The organism is Desulfuribacillus stibiiarsenatis (genome assembly GCF_001742305.1).
Classification (GTDB): Bacteria; Bacillota; Bacilli; order Desulfuribacillales; family Desulfuribacillaceae; genus Desulfuribacillus_A; species Desulfuribacillus_A stibiiarsenatis.
The window spans coordinates 93202-114791 of the sequence record NZ_MJAT01000039.1 but is presented as its reverse complement, the minus strand read 5'-3'; the positions used below and the strand labels follow the sequence as shown (position 1 = coordinate 114791).

Annotated in this window: 21 protein-coding genes; 2 read left to right on the top strand and 19 right to left on the bottom strand. The window is 40.4% G+C overall.

Annotation, left to right across the window (positions count from 1 at the left end):
- Position 1: 1 nt before the first annotated feature.
- Positions 2 to 928, bottom strand: a complete 927-nt coding sequence (nadA, locus tag BHU72_RS14530; RefSeq protein ID WP_069703344.1) for a quinolinate synthase NadA — start codon at positions 926 to 928, stop codon at positions 2 to 4.
- 151 nt (positions 929 to 1079) lie between these two features.
- Between nadA and BHU72_RS14525 the strand changes: the two genes are divergently transcribed.
- Positions 1080 to 2549 (top strand): CPBP family intramembrane glutamic endopeptidase, encoded by a 1470-nt coding sequence (locus BHU72_RS14525; RefSeq protein WP_069703343.1) that lies wholly within the window; start codon positions 1080 to 1082, stop codon positions 2547 to 2549.
- A 159-nt stretch (positions 2550 to 2708) separates the two neighbouring features.
- Here BHU72_RS14525 and BHU72_RS14520 read toward each other — a convergent pair whose 3' ends face one another.
- From BHU72_RS14520 to spoIIE, 9 genes are all read right to left on the bottom strand, one after another.
- On the bottom strand, positions 2709 to 4379 hold the full coding sequence (locus BHU72_RS14520) for a formate--tetrahydrofolate ligase (RefSeq protein WP_069703342.1): 1671 nt from the start codon (positions 4377 to 4379) through the stop codon (positions 2709 to 2711).
- Positions 4380 to 4587: 208 nt separating this feature from the next.
- Positions 4588 to 6555: an ATP-dependent zinc metalloprotease FtsH gene (gene ftsH / locus BHU72_RS14515; protein WP_069703341.1), complete on the bottom strand. Its 1968-nt coding sequence runs from the start codon at positions 6553 to 6555 to the stop codon at positions 4588 to 4590.
- A 184-nt stretch (positions 6556 to 6739) separates the two neighbouring features.
- Positions 6740 to 7276 (bottom strand): hypoxanthine phosphoribosyltransferase, encoded by a 537-nt coding sequence (gene hpt, locus BHU72_RS14510; protein ID WP_069703340.1) that lies wholly within the window; start codon positions 7274 to 7276, stop codon positions 6740 to 6742.
- Positions 7277 to 7293: 17 nt separating this feature from the next.
- Positions 7294 to 8688 carry a tRNA lysidine(34) synthetase TilS gene (gene tilS, locus BHU72_RS14505; RefSeq protein ID WP_069703339.1) on the bottom strand — a complete coding sequence of 465 codons (1395 nt, stop codon included), beginning with the start codon at positions 8686 to 8688 and terminating at the stop codon, positions 7294 to 7296.
- On the bottom strand, positions 8654 to 9118 hold the full coding sequence (locus BHU72_RS14500) for a threonine/serine exporter family protein (RefSeq protein ID WP_069703371.1): 465 nt from the start codon (positions 9116 to 9118) through the stop codon (positions 8654 to 8656). The genes tilS and BHU72_RS14500 overlap by 35 nt, the downstream gene beginning before the upstream one ends.
- A 21-nt stretch (positions 9119 to 9139) precedes the next feature.
- The gene (locus tag BHU72_RS14495; protein WP_069703338.1) at positions 9140 to 9898 is read right to left on the bottom strand and encodes a threonine/serine exporter family protein; all 759 of its coding nucleotides are present in this window, start codon (positions 9896 to 9898) and stop codon (positions 9140 to 9142) included.
- Between the two features lie 137 nt (positions 9899 to 10035).
- Positions 10036 to 11031 (bottom strand): protein kinase domain-containing protein, encoded by a 996-nt coding sequence (locus BHU72_RS14490; protein ID WP_069703337.1) that lies wholly within the window; start codon positions 11029 to 11031, stop codon positions 10036 to 10038.
- Positions 11021 to 11728 (bottom strand): vWA domain-containing protein, encoded by a 708-nt coding sequence (locus BHU72_RS14485; protein ID WP_069703336.1) that lies wholly within the window; start codon positions 11726 to 11728, stop codon positions 11021 to 11023. The genes BHU72_RS14490 and BHU72_RS14485 overlap by 11 nt, the downstream gene beginning before the upstream one ends.
- Positions 11729 to 11842: 114 nt before the next feature.
- Positions 11843 to 14299: a stage II sporulation protein E gene (spoIIE, locus tag BHU72_RS14480; RefSeq protein WP_083248507.1), complete on the bottom strand. Its 2457-nt coding sequence runs from the start codon at positions 14297 to 14299 to the stop codon at positions 11843 to 11845.
- Positions 14300 to 14580: 281 nt separating this feature from the next.
- On the opposite strand from spoIIE, the gene BHU72_RS14475 reads away from it, so the two are divergent.
- Positions 14581 to 15045: a ComE operon protein 2 gene (locus BHU72_RS14475; RefSeq protein WP_069703335.1), complete on the top strand. Its 465-nt coding sequence runs from the start codon at positions 14581 to 14583 to the stop codon at positions 15043 to 15045.
- Between the two features lie 94 nt (positions 15046 to 15139).
- Here BHU72_RS14475 and BHU72_RS14470 read toward each other — a convergent pair whose 3' ends face one another.
- The 9 genes from BHU72_RS14470 to spoVT all read right to left on the bottom strand — a co-directional run bounded on the left by BHU72_RS14470 (position 15140) and on the right by spoVT (position 21362).
- Positions 15140 to 15520, bottom strand: a complete 381-nt coding sequence (locus BHU72_RS14470; protein ID WP_069703334.1) for a S1 domain-containing RNA-binding protein — start codon at positions 15518 to 15520, stop codon at positions 15140 to 15142.
- A 90-nt stretch (positions 15521 to 15610) separates the two neighbouring features.
- Entirely contained in the window at positions 15611 to 15994 is a 384-nt protein-coding gene (locus BHU72_RS14465) for an FtsB family cell division protein (RefSeq protein ID WP_069703333.1), read from the bottom strand.
- Positions 15995 to 16005: 11 nt separating this feature from the next.
- Positions 16006 to 16524: a spore cortex biosynthesis protein YabQ gene (gene yabQ, locus BHU72_RS14460; RefSeq protein WP_069703332.1), complete on the bottom strand. Its 519-nt coding sequence runs from the start codon at positions 16522 to 16524 to the stop codon at positions 16006 to 16008.
- Positions 16525 to 16538: 14 nt separating this feature from the next.
- Positions 16539 to 16841, bottom strand: coding sequence for a sporulation protein YabP (gene yabP, locus BHU72_RS14455; RefSeq protein WP_069703331.1), 303 nt, complete (start codon positions 16839 to 16841; stop codon positions 16539 to 16541).
- 79 nt (positions 16842 to 16920) lie between these two features.
- Complete coding sequence (locus tag BHU72_RS14450) at positions 16921 to 17217, bottom strand: RNA-binding S4 domain-containing protein (RefSeq protein ID WP_069703330.1); 297 nt, start codon at positions 17215 to 17217, stop codon at positions 16921 to 16923.
- Positions 17218 to 17220: 3 nt separating this feature from the next.
- Positions 17221 to 17493, bottom strand: a complete 273-nt coding sequence (locus BHU72_RS14445; RefSeq protein ID WP_069703329.1) for an HU family DNA-binding protein — start codon at positions 17491 to 17493, stop codon at positions 17221 to 17223.
- A gap of 121 nt (positions 17494 to 17614) precedes the next feature.
- Positions 17615 to 19075, bottom strand: a complete 1461-nt coding sequence (yabN, locus tag BHU72_RS14440) for a bifunctional methyltransferase/pyrophosphohydrolase YabN (protein ID WP_069703328.1) — start codon at positions 19073 to 19075, stop codon at positions 17615 to 17617.
- Between the two features lie 10 nt (positions 19076 to 19085).
- The gene (locus BHU72_RS14435; RefSeq protein WP_176720506.1) at positions 19086 to 20699 is read right to left on the bottom strand and encodes a putative polysaccharide biosynthesis protein; all 1614 of its coding nucleotides are present in this window, start codon (positions 20697 to 20699) and stop codon (positions 19086 to 19088) included.
- Between the two features lie 120 nt (positions 20700 to 20819).
- Complete coding sequence (gene spoVT, locus BHU72_RS14430) at positions 20820 to 21362, bottom strand: stage V sporulation protein T (RefSeq protein ID WP_069703327.1); 543 nt, start codon at positions 21360 to 21362, stop codon at positions 20820 to 20822.
- Positions 21363 to 21590 lie beyond the last annotated feature (228 nt).

Sequence of the window (21590 nt, the reverse complement as noted above, 5' to 3'; positions counted from 1 at the left end):
GTTATTGCACCTCGAGCATGCGCTCTAAAGAGCGTCGGGCTTTATTTGAAATCTCTTGGTCGACTTGGATTTGTGGCTCCATCGTTTCTAACGCGCGATATGCCTTCTTTAAGTTATTGACCTTCATATTTGGGCATACCAGTACGTTTGTGATAAAATGAAACTTTTTATCTGGATTTTCTTTTTTCAACATATATTCAATGCCACATTCTGTTCCAATAATGAACTCTTGTGCATCGGACTCGCGACAATACTTTAATATTCCAGCAGTACTCGCAACATGGTCTGCAAGTTCAACAACCTCTGGACGACATTCTGGATGGACTACAATCGGCGCTTCTGGATACTTTGCTTTGATCGATTCTACATCGGCTGCCGTTACTTTGTCGTGGGTATTACAATATCCTTCCCAGATTATCATCTTCTTGTCTGTAAACTGGCTGACATAATGACCTAAATTCCGATCTGGCACCCAAATGATTTCCTCTGCATCGACGGATTGAATCACTTTTACCGCGTTTGAAGAAGTGCAGCATATATCTGTTTCAGCTTTCACAGCTGCCGATGTATTGACATACGCGACCACTTCCGCATTGGGATGCTTTGCCTTTAACTCCTTCAACCCTTCGGCATTGACCATATCTGCCATTGGACAACCAGCTCGCTCATCAGGAATGAGCACGATTTTGTCAGGAGATAATATCTTTGCACTTTCTCCCATAAAATGCACTCCGCAGAATAGAATTACATCTGCATCCGTCTCCGCTGCCTGTTTCGCAAGACCAAATGAATCTCCTATATAATCTGCAACTTCTTGCAGCTCCGCTCTTTGATAATAGTGAGCTAAAATGATTGCATTTCTTTCTTTTTTCAATTGTAAAATCTTTTCCTTTAAGTCCAAGTTCATTGCATTCACTGTTTCATTCATTCAAACATACCTCCGTGCAGGATTTCGTAAAAAATATGTCGAATACTACATGTTGAACATTGTTGTACAACCATAATACATGAATTATTATGATATTTCACTACTATATCATAAGCAGATGGATTTTTACTGAGATAAATTGGAGGAACTTATGAACTATCGCAGACTCGCAGTGTTTCAAAACACCTTTTTCTTGTCCATGATTTTAATTGTAGTTTTAATGCTAACATTATTGACTGCCATAGCAGCGGTTTTATATCTCCCTACTAGCATCGGCGAGCAACCCCAGTCTTTATTCATCGACGAGATGTATTATTTTGCAGATTTACCGCTCTCGTCCTTTGATTATTTACAAGCAAACTTTCATCAAGGGGGATTCATCGTCCCTGCTTATACCCGCCTAGGGAACCTTAGAGGGGTTGGTATCATTGGTAGTGGTACTTATGATTTGAGCCCCGAGGGAACAGATTTTTCTGATCATGGTGTTCTACAAGAATTATATATCCCTATGAACGAAGAGAAATTTGCTATGCTTTTGCTAAGTACGAACACCATCGAAATTAGTAACCAAAACGAAATCTTAGATACTGCTAACCAAGCAGCCTTTAATTTTGAAGAGAGCCATGATTTCTTTAATCTTGTGAGGAGTCATGCCTATAGCTTAATCGCCAAGGAGACTGATCTGTATGTGAATATTAGACTCTTTGGATATCAGCGCGTATTTACGCCTAATGATAATGTGTCCATGGCACTTCTTCATACAGAGCAAGGGGAATATCTAGCCTATTATGAAAATCGTACGGTTTCATTGAAGAACATTACAAACAATCAATCACTTCTAGAAATCACACACCCTTTTCTTACCGATGATTACCCGCATCGATTTCTATTGGTGTATGCTTATATTACATTAACACTATTGTTGATTTCATCGATTATTGTAGTGCTGCTATTAACAATTGATTTAGAGGAAACAAAAAGGTTTCGAAAACTCCATGAGCAGATTCATTATTCCCCGTGGATGATGGGAATTGTACTGGGTCTTTATTTTATCAGCCAAATTGTTCTTTATCCTAATCGGTTAGATGAACACTGGCGTTATATTATAACGATTTGTTTATACTTATTAATTGTGTTTAGCTTCTCGAAAAATAGGCCTGAGCGACATTTCCTTGGTCTAAGCTTCCATCATTGGGGACATTCAATCAGCTCAGCTCTTGCACTAGGATTCTTCTTCCAGATGCTAGGTAGCTTTAATGTGCCAATCCGTTTCTCGTTCGGAAACATCTATGAATTCTTAATTATGTTTGCAGCTGCGTTTATCTTTCAAGCATTAATTAGCGAGTTAATCTTTAGAAGCTTAATCCAAAATATGATTGAACGCTATTCTAATACATTAATTGCTATTATTGCCACCGCTGGTGTCGTTGCTGCTTCCAATTGGTTTGCCAATCAATTCGTGCATCATATGTCTTCTGTAGAAGTATTAATTCAATCATTCTTAATTGCACCTTTTGGTTCCGTCATTTTGAGCTTGTTATATATACGCACACGCAGTATACTTGCTTCCTCTTTACTTGCAACATTACTTATTATTTTGCCGCGCATCTTAGTGTACTAAGTACAAATGTGTTGTTGACTGAAGTATAACCCTTCTAGCCACTAAGAAAGCTTGGTATTCGACAAGCTTTAGAGAAGCAATTCGACAAAGCGATTTTATTAATGTGAAAAAGCATCGAGAGAGAACCGGAAAATTCTCGCTAGATGCTTTATAAATTTTCTAGAATAAACCCGTAATCTTGCCCGACTCTGTTATGTCCATATGCACAGCCGAAGGGACCTTCGGTAAGCCAGGCATCGTCAATACTTGTCCTGTCAGCACTACGATAAATCCAGCACCGACGGACGCACGTACTTCTCGGACTGTAATTCTGAACCCGTCCGGACGACCTAGCTTTGTTGCATCATCACTCAATGAGTACTGTGTTTTAGCCATACAAATAGGTAATGTTTTTAGACCTTGTTTTTCTAAAGACTCTAAGTCCTTACTTGCCTTCGACGTGTAATCGACCCCTGATGCACCATACATTCTACATGCAATGGTTTCAATTTTATCCTTTAAAGATATATCGGATGGGTATAACGTATGGAACCAACTGGACTGGTTCTCTGTGATTTGAATTACCTTTTCTGCGAGAGCGATTCCGCCTTGTCCACCTTTTTCCCACACGTCCGACAATGCAACTTCAACACCACACTGGTTGCATAGTTCCTTTAAACGCTCAAGTTCAATTTCAGTATCATTAGGGAAACAATTGATTGCTACTACCAAAGGAACTTCAAACTGCTTAATATTTTCAATGTGTTTTGCCAGATTTGCAAAACCTTTATCTAATGCTGCTACGTTCTCTTCTTTCAAATCTTCCTTCGCTACACCACCATGCATCTTAAGCGCTCTAACCGTAGCTACTATTACCGTCGCATCTGGTTTTAGCTTCCCTAAGCGACATTTAATATTGAAGAACTTCTCCGCGCCCAAATCTGCACCAAATCCCGCTTCTGTTACAGTGTAATCTGCTAGCTTCATAGCCATTTTCGTGGCGATAATACTATTACATCCGTGGGCAATATTCGCAAATGGTCCGCCATGAATAATTGCAGGTGTATTTTCCAGCGTTTGCACGAGATTTGGCTTGATGGCATCCTTCAATAATAGCGTCATCGCTCCGTCAGCTTGTAAGTCCCTAGCTGTAATTGGTTGATTGTCAAAAGTGTATCCGATGACAATGTTTCCAACGCGTTCTTTAAGGTCCATCAGACTTTCAGATAAGCAAAGGATTGCCATGACTTCAGAAGCCACAGTAATATCAAACCCATCTTCTCGTGGTACTCCTTGCAGTGGTCCACCGAGTCCTATCACTATATTTCTTAGCGCCCTATCGTTTAAATCGACGACACGTTTCCAGGTAATCCTGCGCGCATCGATATTGAGTGTATTTCCTTGATGTAAGTGGTTATCAATCATTGCGGATAGCAGATTGTGTGCGGATGTAATCGCATGGAAGTCGCCAGTAAAGTGTAGATTAATATCCTCCATCGGGACTACTTGTGCATAGCCGCCACCTGCTGCACCGCCTTTAATCCCAAAGCTTGGCCCTAGAGAAGGTTCACGAAGGGCAATAATTGCTTTCTTCCCTAACAGGTTTAGAGCTTGTCCAAGCCCTACTGTCGTTGTAGATTTTCCTTCACCTGCAGGGGTAGGGTTAATTGCTGTTACTAGAATTAACTTTCCGTCTGGCTTTGCTTTTAGCCTTTCATATAATTCTAACGATAACTTTGCCTTGTATTTTCCGTATAATTCTATGTCATCGTCTGTCAGCCCTAAAGACGCCGCTATGTCAGCTATTGGCAACATCGAGGCTTCTTGTGCGATTTCGATATCACTTTTCAAGTAATTACCCTCCCTATATGTAAAAACTAAAATATCCACTTAGTTTTAAGAAAGCATTGTAAAGAAAGCCTGGCATTATAAAGAAAACTTGGCGTTATGTAAAAAGTAGCCCTTGCGGGCCACTCTTTGTTCTAATCTATATTCTCCGAAATCAAAGTTACCACTATTCATGAAAACGGAAATTTATAAGAATTTTTTCAGAAAGCTGTTACTCGGATTTCTTGTCGGTTGCTTCCTGATCACCTATTTTTGAATCTTCGACAGACTCGTTTTTCTCCTCTGTCTTATCCTTAGTGGCTTCATCTTTCAACTTCAAATCATTGTCAACTTTTTTTGATCCATCAGCGTTATAGGTGAGTTTTATACCCTTCTCATCTTCAATATAGCCCTTATTAATTAACATTTCAATTTCTTTCGCTTCTAAGGTCTCTCTTTGCATTAACGCCTGAGCAATTAATTCAAGCTGTGCATAGTGCTTTTCTAACAATTCCTTCGCACGCTTATAGCAATCCGCAATTATACCACGAATTTCTGTATCGATTTCGTGGGCTACCACTTCACTATAATTCTTCTCTGAGTGGAAATCTCTACCTAGGAAGACTTGTTCTTGTGGTTTACCATATTGCATTGGCCCAAGCTTACTCATACCGAATTCTGTTACCATGCGACGAGCAAGCTCTGTAGCACGTTGGAAGTCGTTATGTGCACCTGTAGAAATCTCTCCAAGGACTATTTCCTCAGCTACACGTCCCGCTAATAGCCCTGTAATACGGTCTAATAACTCTGACTTTGTCATAAAGTAACGATCTTCCTTCGGCAGCATGACAGTATAACCACCAGCTCCACCTCTTGGAACAACAGATACCTTATGCACAGCATCGCCGTGCTTCAAGTGGAACCCTACAATCGTATGACCACCTTCGTGATACGCAACAATCTTCTTCTCAAATTCACTAATTACACGGCTCTTCTTCGATGGCCCAGCTATCACGCGATCAATCGCCTCTTCCAATTCCGAAGTCGTGATTTTGGTTTTACTTTTTCTAGCGGCTAACAACGCTGCCTCATTTAATAAGTTCTCTAAATCGGCACCCGTAAATCCTGGCGTACGTCTTGCTACAACACCAAGTTCAATATCATCTGCCAGTGGCTTATTCTTCGAGTGAACCTTAAGAATTTCTTCTCTACCCTTCACATCTGGTCTGCCAATCGTAATCTGACGGTCAAAACGGCCAGGACGTAACAACGCAGGGTCCAAAATGTCTGGGCGGTTCGTCGCTGCCATAATGATAATCCCACTGTTTTCAGCAAAACCATCCATTTCGACAAGCAACTGATTTAACGTCTGTTCGCGTTCGTCATGTCCGCCACCGAGACCTGCGCCACGTTGACGTCCTACGGCATCAATCTCATCGATAAAAATAATGCACGGTGCATTCTTCTTCGCTGTTTCGAAAAGGTCACGTACACGGGATGCACCAACCCCAACAAACATTTCAACGAAATCAGAACCACTGATACTATAAAACGGAACACCAGCTTCTCCTGCTACTGCGCGGGCAATTAATGTCTTACCCGTTCCCGGAGGACCATATAAAAGGACCCCTTTCGGAATTCTAGCGCCTACAGCAACAAACTTACTAGCATCCTTTAAATATTCAACAATTTCTTCAAGCTCAGCCTTCTCTTCGTCGGCGCCAGCTACATCTTTAAAGGTTACCTTTTTCTTATCTTCCGTATAGAGCTTCGCTTTGCTCTTACCAAAGTTCATTACTTTATTCCCGCCACCTTGTGACTGGTTTAGTAAGAAAAAGAATAAAATCAAAATTATAATGAAAGGAATCATGGATGTTAATACAGTAATCCAAACCGAGTCCCTCTCTTGCGGTTTTACATCATAGTCTCCAACTTGTAGTAACTCTTCAGGGGTTTTCTCAGTCCATGGCAAGTAAACTACATAATTTTTACCATCCACGAGCTTACCTTCCGCTCGATATGCTAGACCGTCAGGAACTATCGTTACATCAATAACTTCGCCTTTCGTAAGATGCTGTCGGAAGTCTGAATACTTCAGTTCTTCAATGACAGGTCCATCCTTCGCGATCACATTGATGATTCCTACAGTCAGCACAATAATCAGTAAGTAAAAGCCTGTGCTGCGGACAAAGCGGTTCATGGCTAGCCTCCTCTCTCATTTGGGCAGGGTTCAACAACCCACTTTCACCAAATACTGGCGAAATAAAAAAACGTACAAAATATATGTTACCATAGCTACGGCTTATTCAGCAACTCTTAATCGGCGACTCTTAATCGCAACGGCGTTACCAAGTATCTGAACACAGCCTCTTTATCAGTAAACCCTATGAGTACACCTCAGGCTTTGGAATAAAGATAAACGGCACATTACGATATTTCTCTCCATAGTCTAACCCATATCCAACCAAGAAGGCATCCTCGACTTCAAAGCCGCGATAATCAATATGTAAATCAACCTTTCTACGGTGTGGTTTATCCAGTAGTGTGACGATTTTTAACGATGCGCAATTTCTTCTATGTAACATGTCACTAAGATACGATAATGTCAGCCCACTATCTATGATATCCTCTACGATTAATACGTGCCTGCCTGCCACTTCCGTGTCTAAGTCTTTGACAATCTTAACGACACCCGAAGACTCAGTAGAAGAACCGTAAGAAGAAACTGCCATGAAGTCAATTTCAACGTCTGTTTCGATACGTTTCAACAAATCCCCCATAAACATAACCGCGCCCTTTAACACACATATAGCTAGCGGATTCTTACCTTCGTAGTCTTTGCTAATTTGCTTTCCTAATTCGATAATCTTGTTCTGAATCTCTTCTTCTGATAGTACGACTTCTAATACGTCATTTCGCATAATGGCCTCCTGAAACCTCACTCTATGTATTGTATGCATAAAACGTTCTTCGTATCATCCGTAACTGGTGCTTTTGAGCTTCGACGTACACCTGCCGCCCATATAATTTCTTCTTCTGATACTATCAATGGGATGCTCTCGCGTTGATGAGCAGGTACTTTCGCATCTATTAGAATATCCTTCACCTTTTTACTGCCTTCCATACCCCAAATAGACATTCGATCACCATCGATACGACTTCGCACGGTTAATCGTTTTTCCTTGAGCATTTCCCAATCAAATAAGACGAGATTACGTGTCGGTTTGATTCGTCGTGCTGTCTCATAGTCAAACACGTGAAATTCTATGCGACTTCCCGAGGGTAATACTACCTGTGAATCCGTACTCGCTTCTATTGCCCCAATTCCTGGCTTGGAATGTACGTATGTAGTAAAGATTATCGCTTCTGCCTCGCGAATCACTTTCACTGTCCCTGGCAACTGCAAGATTCCTCCTGATTCAGGAGTAGCAATCCAGCGTAATAGGATATCGACGTGTCTCTTCTCAAACCTAGTGGACTTTTGAAGATAATATAATATTAGTAAAATAACTCTTCTTTGTAAAGGTAAAGGAACATTAATTAAGCCATTTCGATTCACTTTATAAAACTTCCCTTGCTTTTCTTCCTCTAAGAGACCTTTAAGGCTATTCAATGCTAGGGTTTGCATATAATCATTTTCTTCTTTCCCTAGCTCTACAAGATTTAAGATTGCATCCTTTACCTTCGGATTATATTCCTGTTCTAATAAAGGAATTAAATGATTCCTAACTTTGTTGCGTAAATACTTGTTCGTTGCATTGGATGGGTCCCGCCTTGGCTGGATTCCTTGCTCTTTACAGTATGCTTCAATATCTTCCTTACTGACAAACAGCATCGGGCGGACTATCGTCAGCCCATTCCAGTGACGTTTGACTGCCATACCCGATAGACCATCTAGCGAAGTACCTTGCAACAACCGCATAAGCACAGTCTCTACCTGATCATCGGCATGATGACCTAATAAGACATATTTCGCATGATATTTTTTCGCGATTTCGCGAAACCACTGATATCGCTCCCGTCTCGATTCCTCTTGGGAAGAGCCTTTGCGTTGTTCGATAAGAAATGGCATGTTAACAGATTTCATCTCAAACGTCAGGCCATATTTTAGGCAATATTGCTCGACATATTTTGCATCCTCAATACTCTCTTGACCTCTAAAGCCATGTTCTAGATGTGCAACAATACTATGGATGTTTAATTCTTCCTTTAGCGATTGTAGGACATCTAGCAGCGCCATCGAATCAGGGCCCCCTGACACTCCCACAACAACTGCTTGATTCGCTAGCTCGAGAACATTATTTCGTATTGTTATCGGCAATGGATTCGCCATGCTTTTGGTCTCCTTGATATTTCACAATTCTAGCTAAAGCCCCAACAAACACTAGCCCTGCTGCTATTGCACCAGCCGTCAGAAACGTCTTCGCTCCTAATGCCAGTCCTTCTATATAATTCCCCCTGGCAAAATTGTACATCGTAGAATAGGCAATGCTTCCCGGTACAAGCGGAATAATCCCTGATACAGCGAATACCGTCACAGGCACCTTAAATACCCGGGCCATCCATTCACTTAAAGCCGCTACTACGATTGCCGCGAAAAACAGTGTTAAAATATTGGGTACTCCGACTAATGCTAATAATCGGTATGAAATCCATCCACCGGTTCCTATCATCCCTCCAGCGAATAAACAGGATTTCGGTGCTTGGAAAAGTATCGCAAAACCTGCACTCGCAAGAAATGCAAAGAAAACTTCTAACAACATCTCCACCTAGCAGTTACCTCCTTAAATCACCATCGACAATATAACAATTATGCCTGCTGCGATTGCTGATGCAATTAACAATGCTTCTGCTAACCGCGCGACCCCTGACACCAGATCCCCAGCAATCATATCCCGCACTGCATTCGTTAGTACAACACCAGGTAAGAGTGGCATGATTGCACCTATAATAATTTTGTCTAGTTGGGTTCCTAAGCCAATGGTTATACTTAGCACTGCCGTACTTCCTGCGACAAGTGCCGCTAGAAAAGTTGCTAGGAAAATCACTGCTTGTCTTTTTGTGAAAAAATTTACCGCTATATTAACGAGTGTCCCTGCAAGACTTGCCGCCATAACGTCAAACAGATTCCCACCAAATAAATAAGCAAAACCCCCACTCGCCACCCCTGCACTAATGTTAATGAAGGACTGTGAATACTCAGATGGCAGATTTGCAATTTCCTTTAATCTTTCTAGCGCTTGATCCGGATTAATCCGTCCAGTCGATAAATCACGCGATACACCATTCACTAGACTCACTTTATTTAAATCTATCGTTCTGTATTTGATGCGAACGATTGCCGATTCTGTTTCTTTCTCTCTATGTAGTGTAATGAAAAATCCAGTAGGAGTCACATAGCTATCTGCTTCCATACCACATGCACTTGCGACTCGGATAATCGTATCCTCCACACGATACGTTTCTGCGCCTGCATATAGCATGATTTTTCCCGCTAGTTTCGATATCTCTAACGCTTTATCAAAATCGTAAGCAGTCTCCATGATCTTCCTCCTGTTCTATCTCAGCGGCGTTAACTAATACTCCCACTTATGAAGTGGGCGATAATTGCCGCCAAGCTTCGGAATAAGTGCAACTAGAGCTCCGGTGGAGTAAAAACTCCGTCTGAACTAAGTTTTCTTTATATGAAAAATAACATCAGACTTCCAACCATAAAAACGAAGGATGCCCAAAAAGCACCATCAATCCAGTTCCATTGAAATCCTCGTTTGATTGAAAATGTCGTTACCTTGATTGATTGTGAAGCGTTTACAGCCTTCGCTTGCCTGAGTGTAGAACTCGTAGGATTCTGAATTACTTTTTTGTCAATTACATAGCTCTGTATGTCCTTACGGACATCGTCTGCTGAGTTATATTTTTCAGAAAACAATTTTATACCAATCACTTTTAATGAAGGGGCCAATTCCTTGTGTATTATATCATATAGGGCATAAATCGGCAGTGTATTTTTTATTGCATTTGTGAGATGGTCTGGCTTTGTGAACATCTGCATCATAATGATTCCAAAGGCAAATATATCATATTGGAGGTCTGCCTTACGACTCCCCATACGCCATGATCCACGATCATATAAATCAGAATATTGTTTTACCATCTTCCCCACGGATACGACTCCGCCAAAATCGATAAAACGGATCTTTTCGGTTTTATTTTCAATTAGAATATTCTCTGGTTTCAAATCAGCAAAAATATACTGCTTCTGATGCAACGTATGTAAATATGTTAGAATTTCCTGAAGAGATTGGACTTTTGTATCAAAGGTCATGTTGCGGTGCTTGTCAACCAATGAACTTCCTTCAATATATTCCATTGTATAATAATAATATTTTACTTGTGCCTCTACTATATCATCTAATTCATATAAAAGAGGTCCAAAGTGCTGGCTTTGAACCTCTTTTTGTATCTTTCGTAGACGATTATATTCAGCTACTATATTTTGCATCGATGGTGCAATCTTCATCGCACACACTTGATTATTATTTAAGTTTTCTACTAAATATACGACCCCAATTGCGCCGCGGCCGAGTTCGCGAATCACTCGGTAAGAAGATTTACTCCAGCAACCAGTCACAACTTCCCCAAATCGGAGCTGTAGTTCATCGACTTTACATAACATAATCTGCTAGCTCGCCACGATGACTTGTTCCGAATATTTCCTGTACCTCCATTAACGCTGGACCCGTTGGCGTCGCCCCTTGCGCTTGCAAAGTAGAGCACAACTCTACAACTAATCCTGGCTCTCTTGTAAAGGTAGAGATTGTTCTCGTAGGGTCTTGTACGTTGCCAGGGAACGCGAGGACGGCTATTTCACTTGGTCCCGATCTTGCTTGCAAGCTAAGTGATAAGTTATAAATTGCTTCTTCTACATTTTTCATCTTTTGTTTCATACTAGCACTTACATCAATGAGTAGTATAATCTTTAACGGGGTTTGTTCGCTTAAATCTTCCATCCATTCCACTACTTCGCCGCGCCCTTCTGGTGATAAAGCTTGAAGTCCACGATTGCTGCCTAGCATTTGGTTTAACTGACGATTGACAACATGTTCAATTGTCATAGTCATCGCTTGCTGTGTTACCGCTTGTACTGTATAGCTCAAGTCTTGGCTTTTTACTACTTCACAAATTCCACCGCCCGCTTGTGCTATGGATTGTACTTCCGCGATTCCCTTCTCACCAATCATGCCATAATCTATGATTCCTATTACATTGACCGTAATGCCTTGACGAGCTAAATCGCGAGCGACTTCTACTGGATCAGCTCCAACGTTTGAACATCCATCTGTTATTAATAAAACCTGCTTTAATTCTGCCATATGAGACACCTCCATCGTCCTTTGGTATCCCATTATGTCCAGTTTTACTATTTCTATACATTTTTAATAGTTTCATAGAGTTGCCACTATTTTAATAACTTACACGAAGTAGACTTACGCAGACATGCTCGTGGTGAACTTCTCCACCCCAGGCACCTGTATAGAGCTCCAATCACATTGATAATGCTTAATTCTGGCAACAAGCACTGTGGTATCGTCTACAACCTCATTATTATTATGTCTCATTACTTTCTCTACGATGGTATCTGCAATTTCTTGTGGGTCTTTACAAGAAATCTGTGCCAAAATTCTTTTTAACCAGTCCTCTTTATCATTTACATGACGAATTGAATCTAGTATCCCATCGGATACCATCAGTATAATATCTCCTTGCTTTAACGCCTTTCTTTCGATTGAACATTGAATATCCTGCAGGATTCCCACAGGTAAGCTTCTGCCATTTACAACATCAACTGTGTCTTTCGATTTAATAAAACTAGGAGATGAACCAACCTTCATAAACTTAGTCTCACCTGTAAAGAGATTGATAAAAGATAAGTCTAGGGTTGCGAACATATCTTCTGAAGAGCGTAGCATAAGCGCTGCGTTTACCGTCTTTATGGCAGTATCCTCCGATAATCCTGCCTGTAATAACGTTGTTAATAACTTAATCGCTGCTTGGCTCTCTTCTCGGGCCCGTTTGCCGTTCCCCATGCCATCACTAATTGCTAATACATACTTGCCGTTCCCAAGATCAACACCCTCATAACTATCGCCAGAAATAAAAGTTCCCCCTTTACCGATTGATACAAACCCATACTCAATGTCATATACTGGTGCAGATGCTAGCACTAGGGTACATTCCCCGTCGCTACAGCTACAGCCCTTTCTGCTTTTTACTGTCACATTTTCTCCTACAATATCAGTAATCATAGGTGCTAGCAGTTTTTCACACTCATCTTTTTGTCGGCAACCATTCTTCGTCACTCGAATATCGATATTGCCTTGATCTAAGTTAATAATTTGCGTGTGTTGAATGGCGAGTCCGAGCTTTTCCATAGCACGGCTAATTTCTACTTCCTGTTTCGAAAATTCCAATCCTTCTTTCGCAATTTCCTTTGATAAGTCATCCATTACTTGTGATATTCCTTTTAATTGCTCAGCCAAAAGCCCTCTGCACTCTGCAATTTGCTCTTTCCAATAATATTCTTTTTGGAACAACTCAAATTCGTGGTTCAATACTGCTACGAGATTCTTTTTATCAATACATTTATTGATGATTCCTTTTGGAAGATTACGAGCCTCCAGTACTTCTTTCGATTCTAGTCGAATAAATACATCCACAAAACTCTGATAAGTTTGGTAGAATTCTTCCTTCCAGCAACGTTCATGACGTGCACACCTTTGACAGCCCACCTGTGCAACATGTTGAATAAGTTTTTGAAAGTCCTCCTCTTGATTATGCTTTGTTTTTTTCATTTCAAAGGTAGTCGATAGTTCTTGAAGCATAATCCCGTATCGATCTACTTTTTCTGCTACTAGTTCTTTCACTTTGTTCTTATATTCGTTCTGATTCCACATATTGACGGACGTTCCCGGTATGAGTCCTGTAATATAATCGATTAAAGATTTTGGTGTGATCGAAAAGAGGAAGAAGACGCTAAATATTTCTACAAATATTGGTAATAAATCTGCTCCTGGTCGCATATAGATGGACAAGGTCATATAGCCGATAAAATATCCAAGCATCACAGCAAGTTTTTTACCTTCACGAAGAAGACCAGCCAACAAGCCTGCAAAAGCAAACGTTCCAATTTGACTGATTGCAATTGGGTTCGCCAAGCTCATAATCAGCCCAATCACTACGCCGATGGCTGCACCTATGCCAGCACCACCAGCATACGCTAATAGAATGATTGCAAGTCCACCAAGAATCTGATCGACATGAACGCCTTGCCATACCCAATTTGATGTGCCTACTAAAATTGAGGCAATCAGTATAAAAGCACAAACGATTTCTTCGTTCTTAAGAATTCTTGGGGTCATTCTACCAATTACAATAGGTACTGCTTGCGTAAAGATTAGCGTTAGAAGAAGTGCAAGAAAGCTTTCTAATACCGCCATGACAAACGTGTAATTCGACAATTCTGTTAATCCGTATAGAGCAATCACCTTACTCGATAGAGTGGCCAATAGTACTTGGTAGGGGAGTAAGGACATCTCCTGCAACCCTTTCTTCTCTAAGTAACTGTGCATACAAATCAGGATCGCAATCGTTCCGCCAACAAAGATTGTATGCTGCCAGCTAACCGTCATGGCACCCAAGGATATTACGAGTGCTAAAGGCGTCACTGATTTTGGTCTGCGCATCATGATGACTGCAAAAAAAGCGATTGCAAATGGCGCTAAATTATCTAGAATTAAGGCCTTGCCTAATAGAAATCCAACAATATAGGTAAATAAAGAGCTCTGCCATAAGAATTTCCACCTTTCTTTGATCCCCTGCTGCCAAAGTTGTATTTTTTTCAATCCATTCTTTGTCCAATCTTTTTTTGCATCACTTGCGTACATGTTTACACCCCTCAAACTTTATGGTAATCCCCATTATAGTAGGTGCCTATATAAAAATTTGTCATAATCCGTAAACGCAACACAACTTTTTTACGACAAATCTCTCCGTTGTCGCATTAACCTTCGTCAGCTGTTAAAGCAACGGTTTTACTGAGTGAACGTTGTTACCATGGATTATTTTGTATTCATATTGCACGCGATTGTGTGTATAATAAACCTTAATTACAAAATTTTTCTGTTCCTATTCGTCGAAAAACCATAGATTTTAGAGGAGTGTTATCATGGGAGAACGAATTTCTTGGGACGAGTACTTTATGACCCAAGCGAAAATACTAGCATTGCGTAGCACGTGTGAGAGATTGTCTGTCGGCGCTGTCATTGTCAAAGACAGAAGGACGATTGCTGGAGGATATAATGGGTCGATCATAGGTGATGAACATTGTATTGATGTTGGTTGCAAGGTCGTTGATAATCATTGTGTACGGACGATTCATGCCGAAATCAACGCACTATTGCAGTGCGCGAAATTCGGTGTATCAACAGAAGAAGCAGAGGTTTATGTGACACATTTTCCTTGTCTAAACTGTGCAAAAGCTTTAATTCAAGCGGGAATCAAAGGCGTGTATTGGGAGAAGGATTATAAAAATTCGGAGTACGCGATAGAGTTGTTCCAAAAAGCCGGGGTTGCGATGCGAAAAGTACACTCACCTTATAGCGAAATGATTGATACTGCTACCATCAAATAAAGATGTTAATACCAAAAGCGCCACTATCAATAGTGGCGCTTTTTCATATGAATTATATCAATAATAATCTAACGTGTGCGCTAGCCTGTTGATACTATCGTTTAAATCCTCGGCCTCCACGCTTTGATTCCTGATTTCTTTTAATGGCAGCTAGTTTCTCCTCGCTATCTTTAAAGAACTGATTAATCTTATCATCCATAGAGATTTGAGGGATTCTGCGTTGTTGCTGAGGTTTTGGACGATTTACCGCTTGTTTAATCGATAAACCAATTTTCCCTTTGTCATCGACATTAATAACTTTCACTAGTACTTTGTCGTTGAGCTTCAGGTGTTCATTGACGTCCTTCACATAGTCTTCAGCAATTTCTGAAATATGAATAAGTCCTGTGGTTCCTCCTGGCAGTTCAACAAACGCTCCAAAATTAGTAATCCCTGTTACTTTGCCTTCAATTTTGCTGCCCACTTCGATTGTCATAAATAATGTGTTCCTCCTTAAAATCTTAACAAATCATCATTACTATTATACTTGAAGGGCAAAAACAGTGTCAACATAGACCTTGGGAATCTAATCATTATCTGCAGCTTTGGGAACTATAAAAAGTATCTCTCCAGGCTTCGATAAATAGTAGTTTTGCCTTGCAAGCTCAGCTATGTAGTCTTCATCATGTAAGCGATCAACTCGTCCCTGTAAATCTTCATGCTCGCTCTTTATACTGTGTAACTGTTGCTCTAATTGTTGAACTTCCGCATCCTTTAGGCTAATCATCTTCTCTTGATGGTACACCCCTCTTGCGATAAACAACAAGTAAATAATGAACCCAGTAAGAATAAGCTTCTTCCATTTCGGGAGATTGCCAAACCAACTGCTCGTTTTTTCATTCGAATGAATGGAAGAACGACGAGGCCCTTGCATACTATTGGTATGGTCTTCTTTCATTGGACGATACATGGAAACCACGCTCACTTCTTTTTTTTGAACAGGTTTGTAGCCCTTAGTACAATCCAGTTTACCACACCTAAGAAGAATCCCACAAGTGTTGTTCCAATAATAAGCAGTAATTTCCAAACTTTCTGCACTTGAAGCCAGATAAATAATAGTACTTTCCATAAAAATAAAGCTGGACGAACGATAAAGTTCATAATCAGCCAAGTCAATGCTTTAAAAATCGTATTGACAATTTTTATAATGGAGTTCGTAATGCGAACGGTCCAGTTTCGTAACGTGTACTGATGTATGATAGCACCCATCACGATTGCCATAAGGCTATATACGCGTATTTCTCCAGCAGCCTTAGTATACAAGATAACAAATGCAGCTAGTGCTGCAGTGACCCAGTAACAGGTATCGAGAAAGTGCAATACATATCGCTTGAACTTAAACTTACTATGGCAGACGCGATATGCCTCAAATATTGCACCCATCGCTATACCCAAAAAAGTCATCCACAATAAAACTTGGTATTGTGCTTGAAAGTCCACATTAGCACCTCATTTTACTTAAACAATTTGCTAAAAAAACCTTTGGCTTTTTCGCTAGGTGTAATGGATTCATCAATATAACCCATATCAAAGACATTACCTTCGATAGATACTAGACCCTCTTCTAAGTTTAAGTTGCGAATATGCAAGTTTTCTCCACGTACCGCTAGATAACCTTGCGATGTTTGTAGTAAGAACTCCTGGCTATCAAAGCTTTCAATGTTCATTACCCCTGTTACTTCTAGTAGTTTGCGATTTACAATTTTTATTTCGTGTCTATCAAATGGCTTATCAACTTTCTTCTGATAAATATCCATGTTTACTTCCTCCTCATACTTTGTCCTTTATTTTCATTGTATGAGGGTTTGTCTATATTAGAACTAAAAAACCCCTTTTTTATAAAAGGGGTTCGTTACTCCAGAAGGCATCCTCTGGAGCAGCTATTGATTCTTCTTTAATAATTTCATACATTTGCTCTGCATCAGATTTACTAGCAGATTCTCGGATCGAACAAACTTTAGCAACGATTACTTTTCTAGCAAAACGTATCGTTATAAGATCATTGGCTTTCACTTCAGTGCTAGCTTTCGCCGCGCGTTCATTAATCTCAATGCGGCCTTGGTCACAAACTTCTTTTGCTAATGTTCGCCGTTTAATCAACCTAGAAACCTTCAGAAACTTGTCTAACCTCATACCTTACTTAACAGCTTCTTTTAACTTTGCCCCTGCTTTGAATGCTGGAACCTTTGCAGCTGGAATTGTAATAGTAGCACCTGTTTGTGGGTTTCTACCAGAACGTGCTGCACGCTCACGAGTTTCGAATGTTCCGAAACCGATTAATTGAACTTTATCACCTTTAGCTAATGCATCGCCTACAGTTTCAATAAAGCTATTTAATGCTGCTTCTACATCCTTCTTTTTAAGGCCAGTGCTCTCTACCATTTGATTCACTAATTCTACTTTATTCATAAATGAAAACCTCCTTAATTATGTATCCATTTTTCATATTCGTTATTATAGCTAAAACTCCTGCTTTTTAAACCAAAAAAAGTCTATATTTCCGCGATTTTATGCAAATTTTTATAAAATCTTATATTTTTTTTGCTTTTTGCCACTGTTCTTCCATCCAATCAAGACTAACCTCTGAAAATTCCAAACCTTTTTCTTCCAGTTTTTGCTCGATGTATTGGAACCTTTGAGAGAATTTAAGACAGGTGCGATGTAAGGCATCCTCTGGGTCAATTTTCATAAATCTCGCTAAATTGACAATCGCATATAGCACATCCCCGAGTTCGTCAGCGCGTTCCTCACCTTTTGCCAATCTTAATTCGTTCAGTTCTTCTTCAACCTTTTCCCAAACTTGTTCTTCTTGATCCCAATCAAACCCTACCTTTGCTGCCTTCTTCTGCTGCTTATACGAATACATAAGCATAGGCAGTCCTTTCGGGATGCCATCTAAGACACTCGGTGCTTTCTCGCCGTCTTTCTTCTGTTTTTCTTTTTTCTTAATTTCATCCCAATTATGTAGGACATCTTCCACATTTCCGACCATTGTTTCATGGAATACATGGGGATGCCTACGAATCATCTTCTCAGAAATTGATTCTACGACTTGAAAGATTGAGAAGTTCCCTTCATCCTTAGCGATTTGCGCATGCATTACGACGTGTAGGAGCAGGTCACCGAGTTCTTCGGCAAAATGCTCCATATCACCGCTATCTAGTGCCTCTAATACTTCATATGTCTCTTCAATCAGATAGCTGCGAATGGACTCGTGGGTCTGCTCTTGATCCCATGGGCAACCGCCTGGGCCACGGAGACGCTTTACGATATCGACTAACTTTCCAAAGCTCTTATTCTGCTCTTTATCATTTCCCGGTGCTATGTATACAGCAGTGAGATGATCAATTTCCTGAATACGGTCCATTTCATAAATTGGAACTCTCCAGACTTGCTCAAGCCCCTGCACTCCGGCACCACGGATTACTGCTACCTCGGTGTTCTCCGGATAATAATCCATTAGCACAAGCTTCACATCTGATGCAACTTGCGGACTATACACTTGCGTGATAATGGTGTGAAATCGGCTGTCCAATTTCGTCTCATCAAAATCCAATCCGTCTAATAATAGAAATCCTTCATTCGGATCGACGGAGAGTGCACTAAACATATCATCTAAGAAACTGCTACTACTGATGATTTCCAGTGGTATACCGGATTTCTCTGACTGTGCTCGCAATAATTTCACACTGCGTTCTGCAACCATCGGATGTCCTGGTACCGCGTAAACAATTGGTGATTGTGACTCTTGAGCAAAGGCCATTAGTTTACTCACAATCGTCTCATATACCTCATCAAAGTTGTCCGCTTGATCATAAATAGCATCAAAACACTCGTACAAAATATTCTCATCATGTAATAACTGTACGACCGGATGTCGCTCCGTACGCAAGAAAATTGGGTAACCAGCTTTCAGCAGTTGATATGCACGTACTGTAAGGGCGTCAATTGATCCTGCCCCTAAACCCATGACAAAGATTTTAGTATCCATTCGTACACTCCTATCGTTTTAAAAATGGTAACCTAGAGGTAAGTCTCAGAATCGCAGGCCCGATTTTTGGTACAGTTTCTATCTCTTCAAAAGACAATGTTTTCGTGACTATTATAGCGATGCCGTACGCAATCAGTCCGACAAGAATTCCTATCACCGATACGATTAAATGCGCAATACGCAAGGAGAAATAACTTTCCATCCAAGGTGTCATCCCATATACTACTGCAGCTACAAAAAACGTCATAATTAGTGCCGCTGTTAATGGCTTAACTGCTAACTCCATCCATCGATACTCCGTCTTGGCATGGATTCGTAAATCCCTTAAGTTCAAGTATAACGCTATAAAATATGCAACAATTGTGGCAATAGCCGCTCCCATAATCCCAATATACGAAATCAGTAGCAAATTCAAAGCAACCTTAAAGATAAAACCAACAAATAAGTTCTTGGCTGGAAGCTTTGATTCGCCTATTCCTTGTAATATTCCTGATGAAGTAATCTCCAATGTGCTAAATATCGTCGCAAAGGATAATACCATGATGACATCAGACCCGATCACTTCATTGAATAACGCTAAGTTCAAGGGCTTTGCAAGGACTGCTAGGCCAAAAGCTGCCGGCAATCCAACAATCACCGTTAACCGTAGAGCAAAGGACGTTCTTCGTTTAATAATGTGTTCTTGTTGTAGTGACTTTGCCTCTGAAATCGATGGTATTAAGGCTAGCGACAATGAGGTAGCAAATAAGGCCGAAATTTGCACGAGCGGTAACGCCTTAGAATATACACCAAACATGTATCGCGCATCTAGACTTTCCATGCCAGAGTTCTGAAGTACATTGATGACTGTATAGCTATCCGCTAGATTAAATAAGGGCAGCACAAGGGTGCCAAAGCATATAGGAAGTGCATAATAGGTAAGCTTGCGTAGCAATTCCCCGAAAGGCTCTTGGGCAAACGATTTTGTTTGCCTCTGCAAATGGTATGTAACGACTTTCCGGTGACGGATATAATAATACCCCAGAATCAGCACTGACAGTACAGCGCCCGTAAATGCGCCAAATACAGCTCCAGCTGCTGCATATTCTACAGATACCTGTATCAGCATGTATGCAAGAACAATTATGGTAATGACTCGTATAAGCTGTTCAAAGACCTGGGACACTGCTGTAGGCATCATCTCTTGCCAACCTTGGAAATACCCTCGTATTACCGCTATAATAGGAACTAATAAAAGGGCTAACGAGACACTTTTAATCGATAGAGCCGCACCGGGATCACCAGTCAGATTGGCTAACGTTTCTGCGCCATAGAATAATAACGAAAAACTCAGTAATCCTGTAATCATCATTAAGAAGAAAGAAATACGGAAAACCCTTTCCGCCCCTCTGATATCACCGATAGCAAGTCGTTCCGATACGAATTTTGATACTGCAATTGGAAATCCAGCAGTACTTACAACAAGCAGCGTCGTATACATCGGATACACTAGGTTATAAAGGGCTAACCCTTCATTTCCTACAATATTTTGGTATGGGATGCGGTAAATTCCACCCATGGTTTTTGATATTAATGCAGCAACTCCTAATATCACCGCACCTTTAACGAATGATTTTTGATTCAAGCGATAGACTCCCCTCAACATAACGCACATTACAGAAAACATTATAGCACATTCGAAGGGTGAGCTTGCAAGTTATCATTGCTGAATCTCACTATAGCAAAAAGACGACCAATTGGCCGTCTAGTTTTCCATTTGCTTCGCTAAAAATGCTGCGCCTGTTTCTACAAGTTTTACCTCTAAATCACCCATTTTGCTTGTTTCCTTTTGACTAGCTAGTACCAAGGTTCCAATTGGATCTCCCCCAGAAATAATTGGTGCTATTACGTAAGACGTGTATGTTTCTTGGTAATTCTTAAGTAATTCAACTTCCTTGGCCGCTGATTCTTTACCTAATTTTCTTTGGTCCATAGCGCTTTCAATAATCTCGCCAATTTCTTTGTCCATGTAATCTTTTTTAGCGGCTCCAGCAACTGCTATAACATGGTCACGGTCACTAATTAAAGCAATATGACCCGTACTTTCGAATAAAGCTTCCACATATTCCTTTGCAAAGTCCCCTAACTCGCCAATAGGAGAATATTTTTTCAGTATCACACCGCCATCACGGTCAACAAAAATTTCCAGAGGATCCCCTTCACGGATACGTAATGTTCTTCTGATTTCTTTTGGAATTACCACTCTACCTAAGTCGTCAATTCTTCTTACAATTCCTGTTGCTTTCATGCTGTTATGCCTCTCTTTCTAGAATGATTATTTCTATGTATTAACAACATCTATACACTACAACTTTTTATGAACTTTTGTCAGGTTTAGTATACTTCACCAAAAATGTTTTATTCATTTTACCTATAAACATAATTTTTTCCATATACCTGTCCTTATGATGCAGGTGAAAAAAGAAAAAGATCGTATCTCCATAGCAGAGTACGACCTTCTTTAGTTACATTATTC

Bases quoted from the DNA above. Each gene is read 5' to 3' on its own strand.
- nadA (WP_069703344.1), bottom strand. From the start codon at position 928: ATGAATGAAACAGTGAATGCAATGAACTTGGACTTAAAGGAAAAGATT.
- BHU72_RS14525 (WP_069703343.1), top strand. From the start codon at position 1,080: ATGAACTATCGCAGACTCGCAGTGTTTCAAAACACCTTTTTCTTGTCC.
- ftsH (WP_069703341.1), bottom strand. From the start codon at position 6,555: ATGAACCGCTTTGTCCGCAGCACAGGCTTTTACTTACTGATTATTGTG.
- hpt (WP_069703340.1), bottom strand. From the start codon at position 7,276: ATGCGAAATGACGTATTAGAAGTCGTACTATCAGAAGAAGAGATTCAG.
- tilS (WP_069703339.1), bottom strand. From the start codon at position 8,688: ATGGCGAATCCATTGCCGATAACAATACGAAATAATGTTCTCGAGCTA.
- BHU72_RS14500 (WP_069703371.1), bottom strand. From the start codon at position 9,118: ATGTTGTTAGAAGTTTTCTTTGCATTTCTTGCGAGTGCAGGTTTTGCG.
- BHU72_RS14495 (WP_069703338.1), bottom strand. From the start codon at position 9,898: ATGGAGACTGCTTACGATTTTGATAAAGCGTTAGAGATATCGAAACTA.
- BHU72_RS14490 (WP_069703337.1), bottom strand. From the start codon at position 11,031: ATGTTATGTAAAGTCGATGAACTACAGCTCCGATTTGGGGAAGTTGTG.
- BHU72_RS14485 (WP_069703336.1), bottom strand. From the start codon at position 11,728: ATGGCAGAATTAAAGCAGGTTTTATTAATAACAGATGGATGTTCAAAC.
- spoIIE (WP_083248507.1), bottom strand. From the start codon at position 14,299: ATGTACGCAAGTGATGCAAAAAAAGATTGGACAAAGAATGGATTGAAA.
- BHU72_RS14475 (WP_069703335.1), top strand. From the start codon at position 14,581: ATGGGAGAACGAATTTCTTGGGACGAGTACTTTATGACCCAAGCGAAA.
- BHU72_RS14470 (WP_069703334.1), bottom strand. From the start codon at position 15,520: ATGACAATCGAAGTGGGCAGCAAAATTGAAGGCAAAGTAACAGGGATT.
- BHU72_RS14465 (WP_069703333.1), bottom strand. From the start codon at position 15,994: ATGTATCGTCCAATGAAAGAAGACCATACCAATAGTATGCAAGGGCCT.
- yabP (WP_069703331.1), bottom strand. From the start codon at position 16,841: ATGGATATTTATCAGAAGAAAGTTGATAAGCCATTTGATAGACACGAA.
- BHU72_RS14450 (WP_069703330.1), bottom strand. From the start codon at position 17,217: ATGAGGTTAGACAAGTTTCTGAAGGTTTCTAGGTTGATTAAACGGCGA.
- BHU72_RS14445 (WP_069703329.1), bottom strand. From the start codon at position 17,493: ATGAATAAAGTAGAATTAGTGAATCAAATGGTAGAGAGCACTGGCCTT.
- yabN (WP_069703328.1), bottom strand. From the start codon at position 19,075: ATGGATACTAAAATCTTTGTCATGGGTTTAGGGGCAGGATCAATTGAC.
- spoVT (WP_069703327.1), bottom strand. From the start codon at position 21,362: ATGAAAGCAACAGGAATTGTAAGAAGAATTGACGACTTAGGTAGAGTG.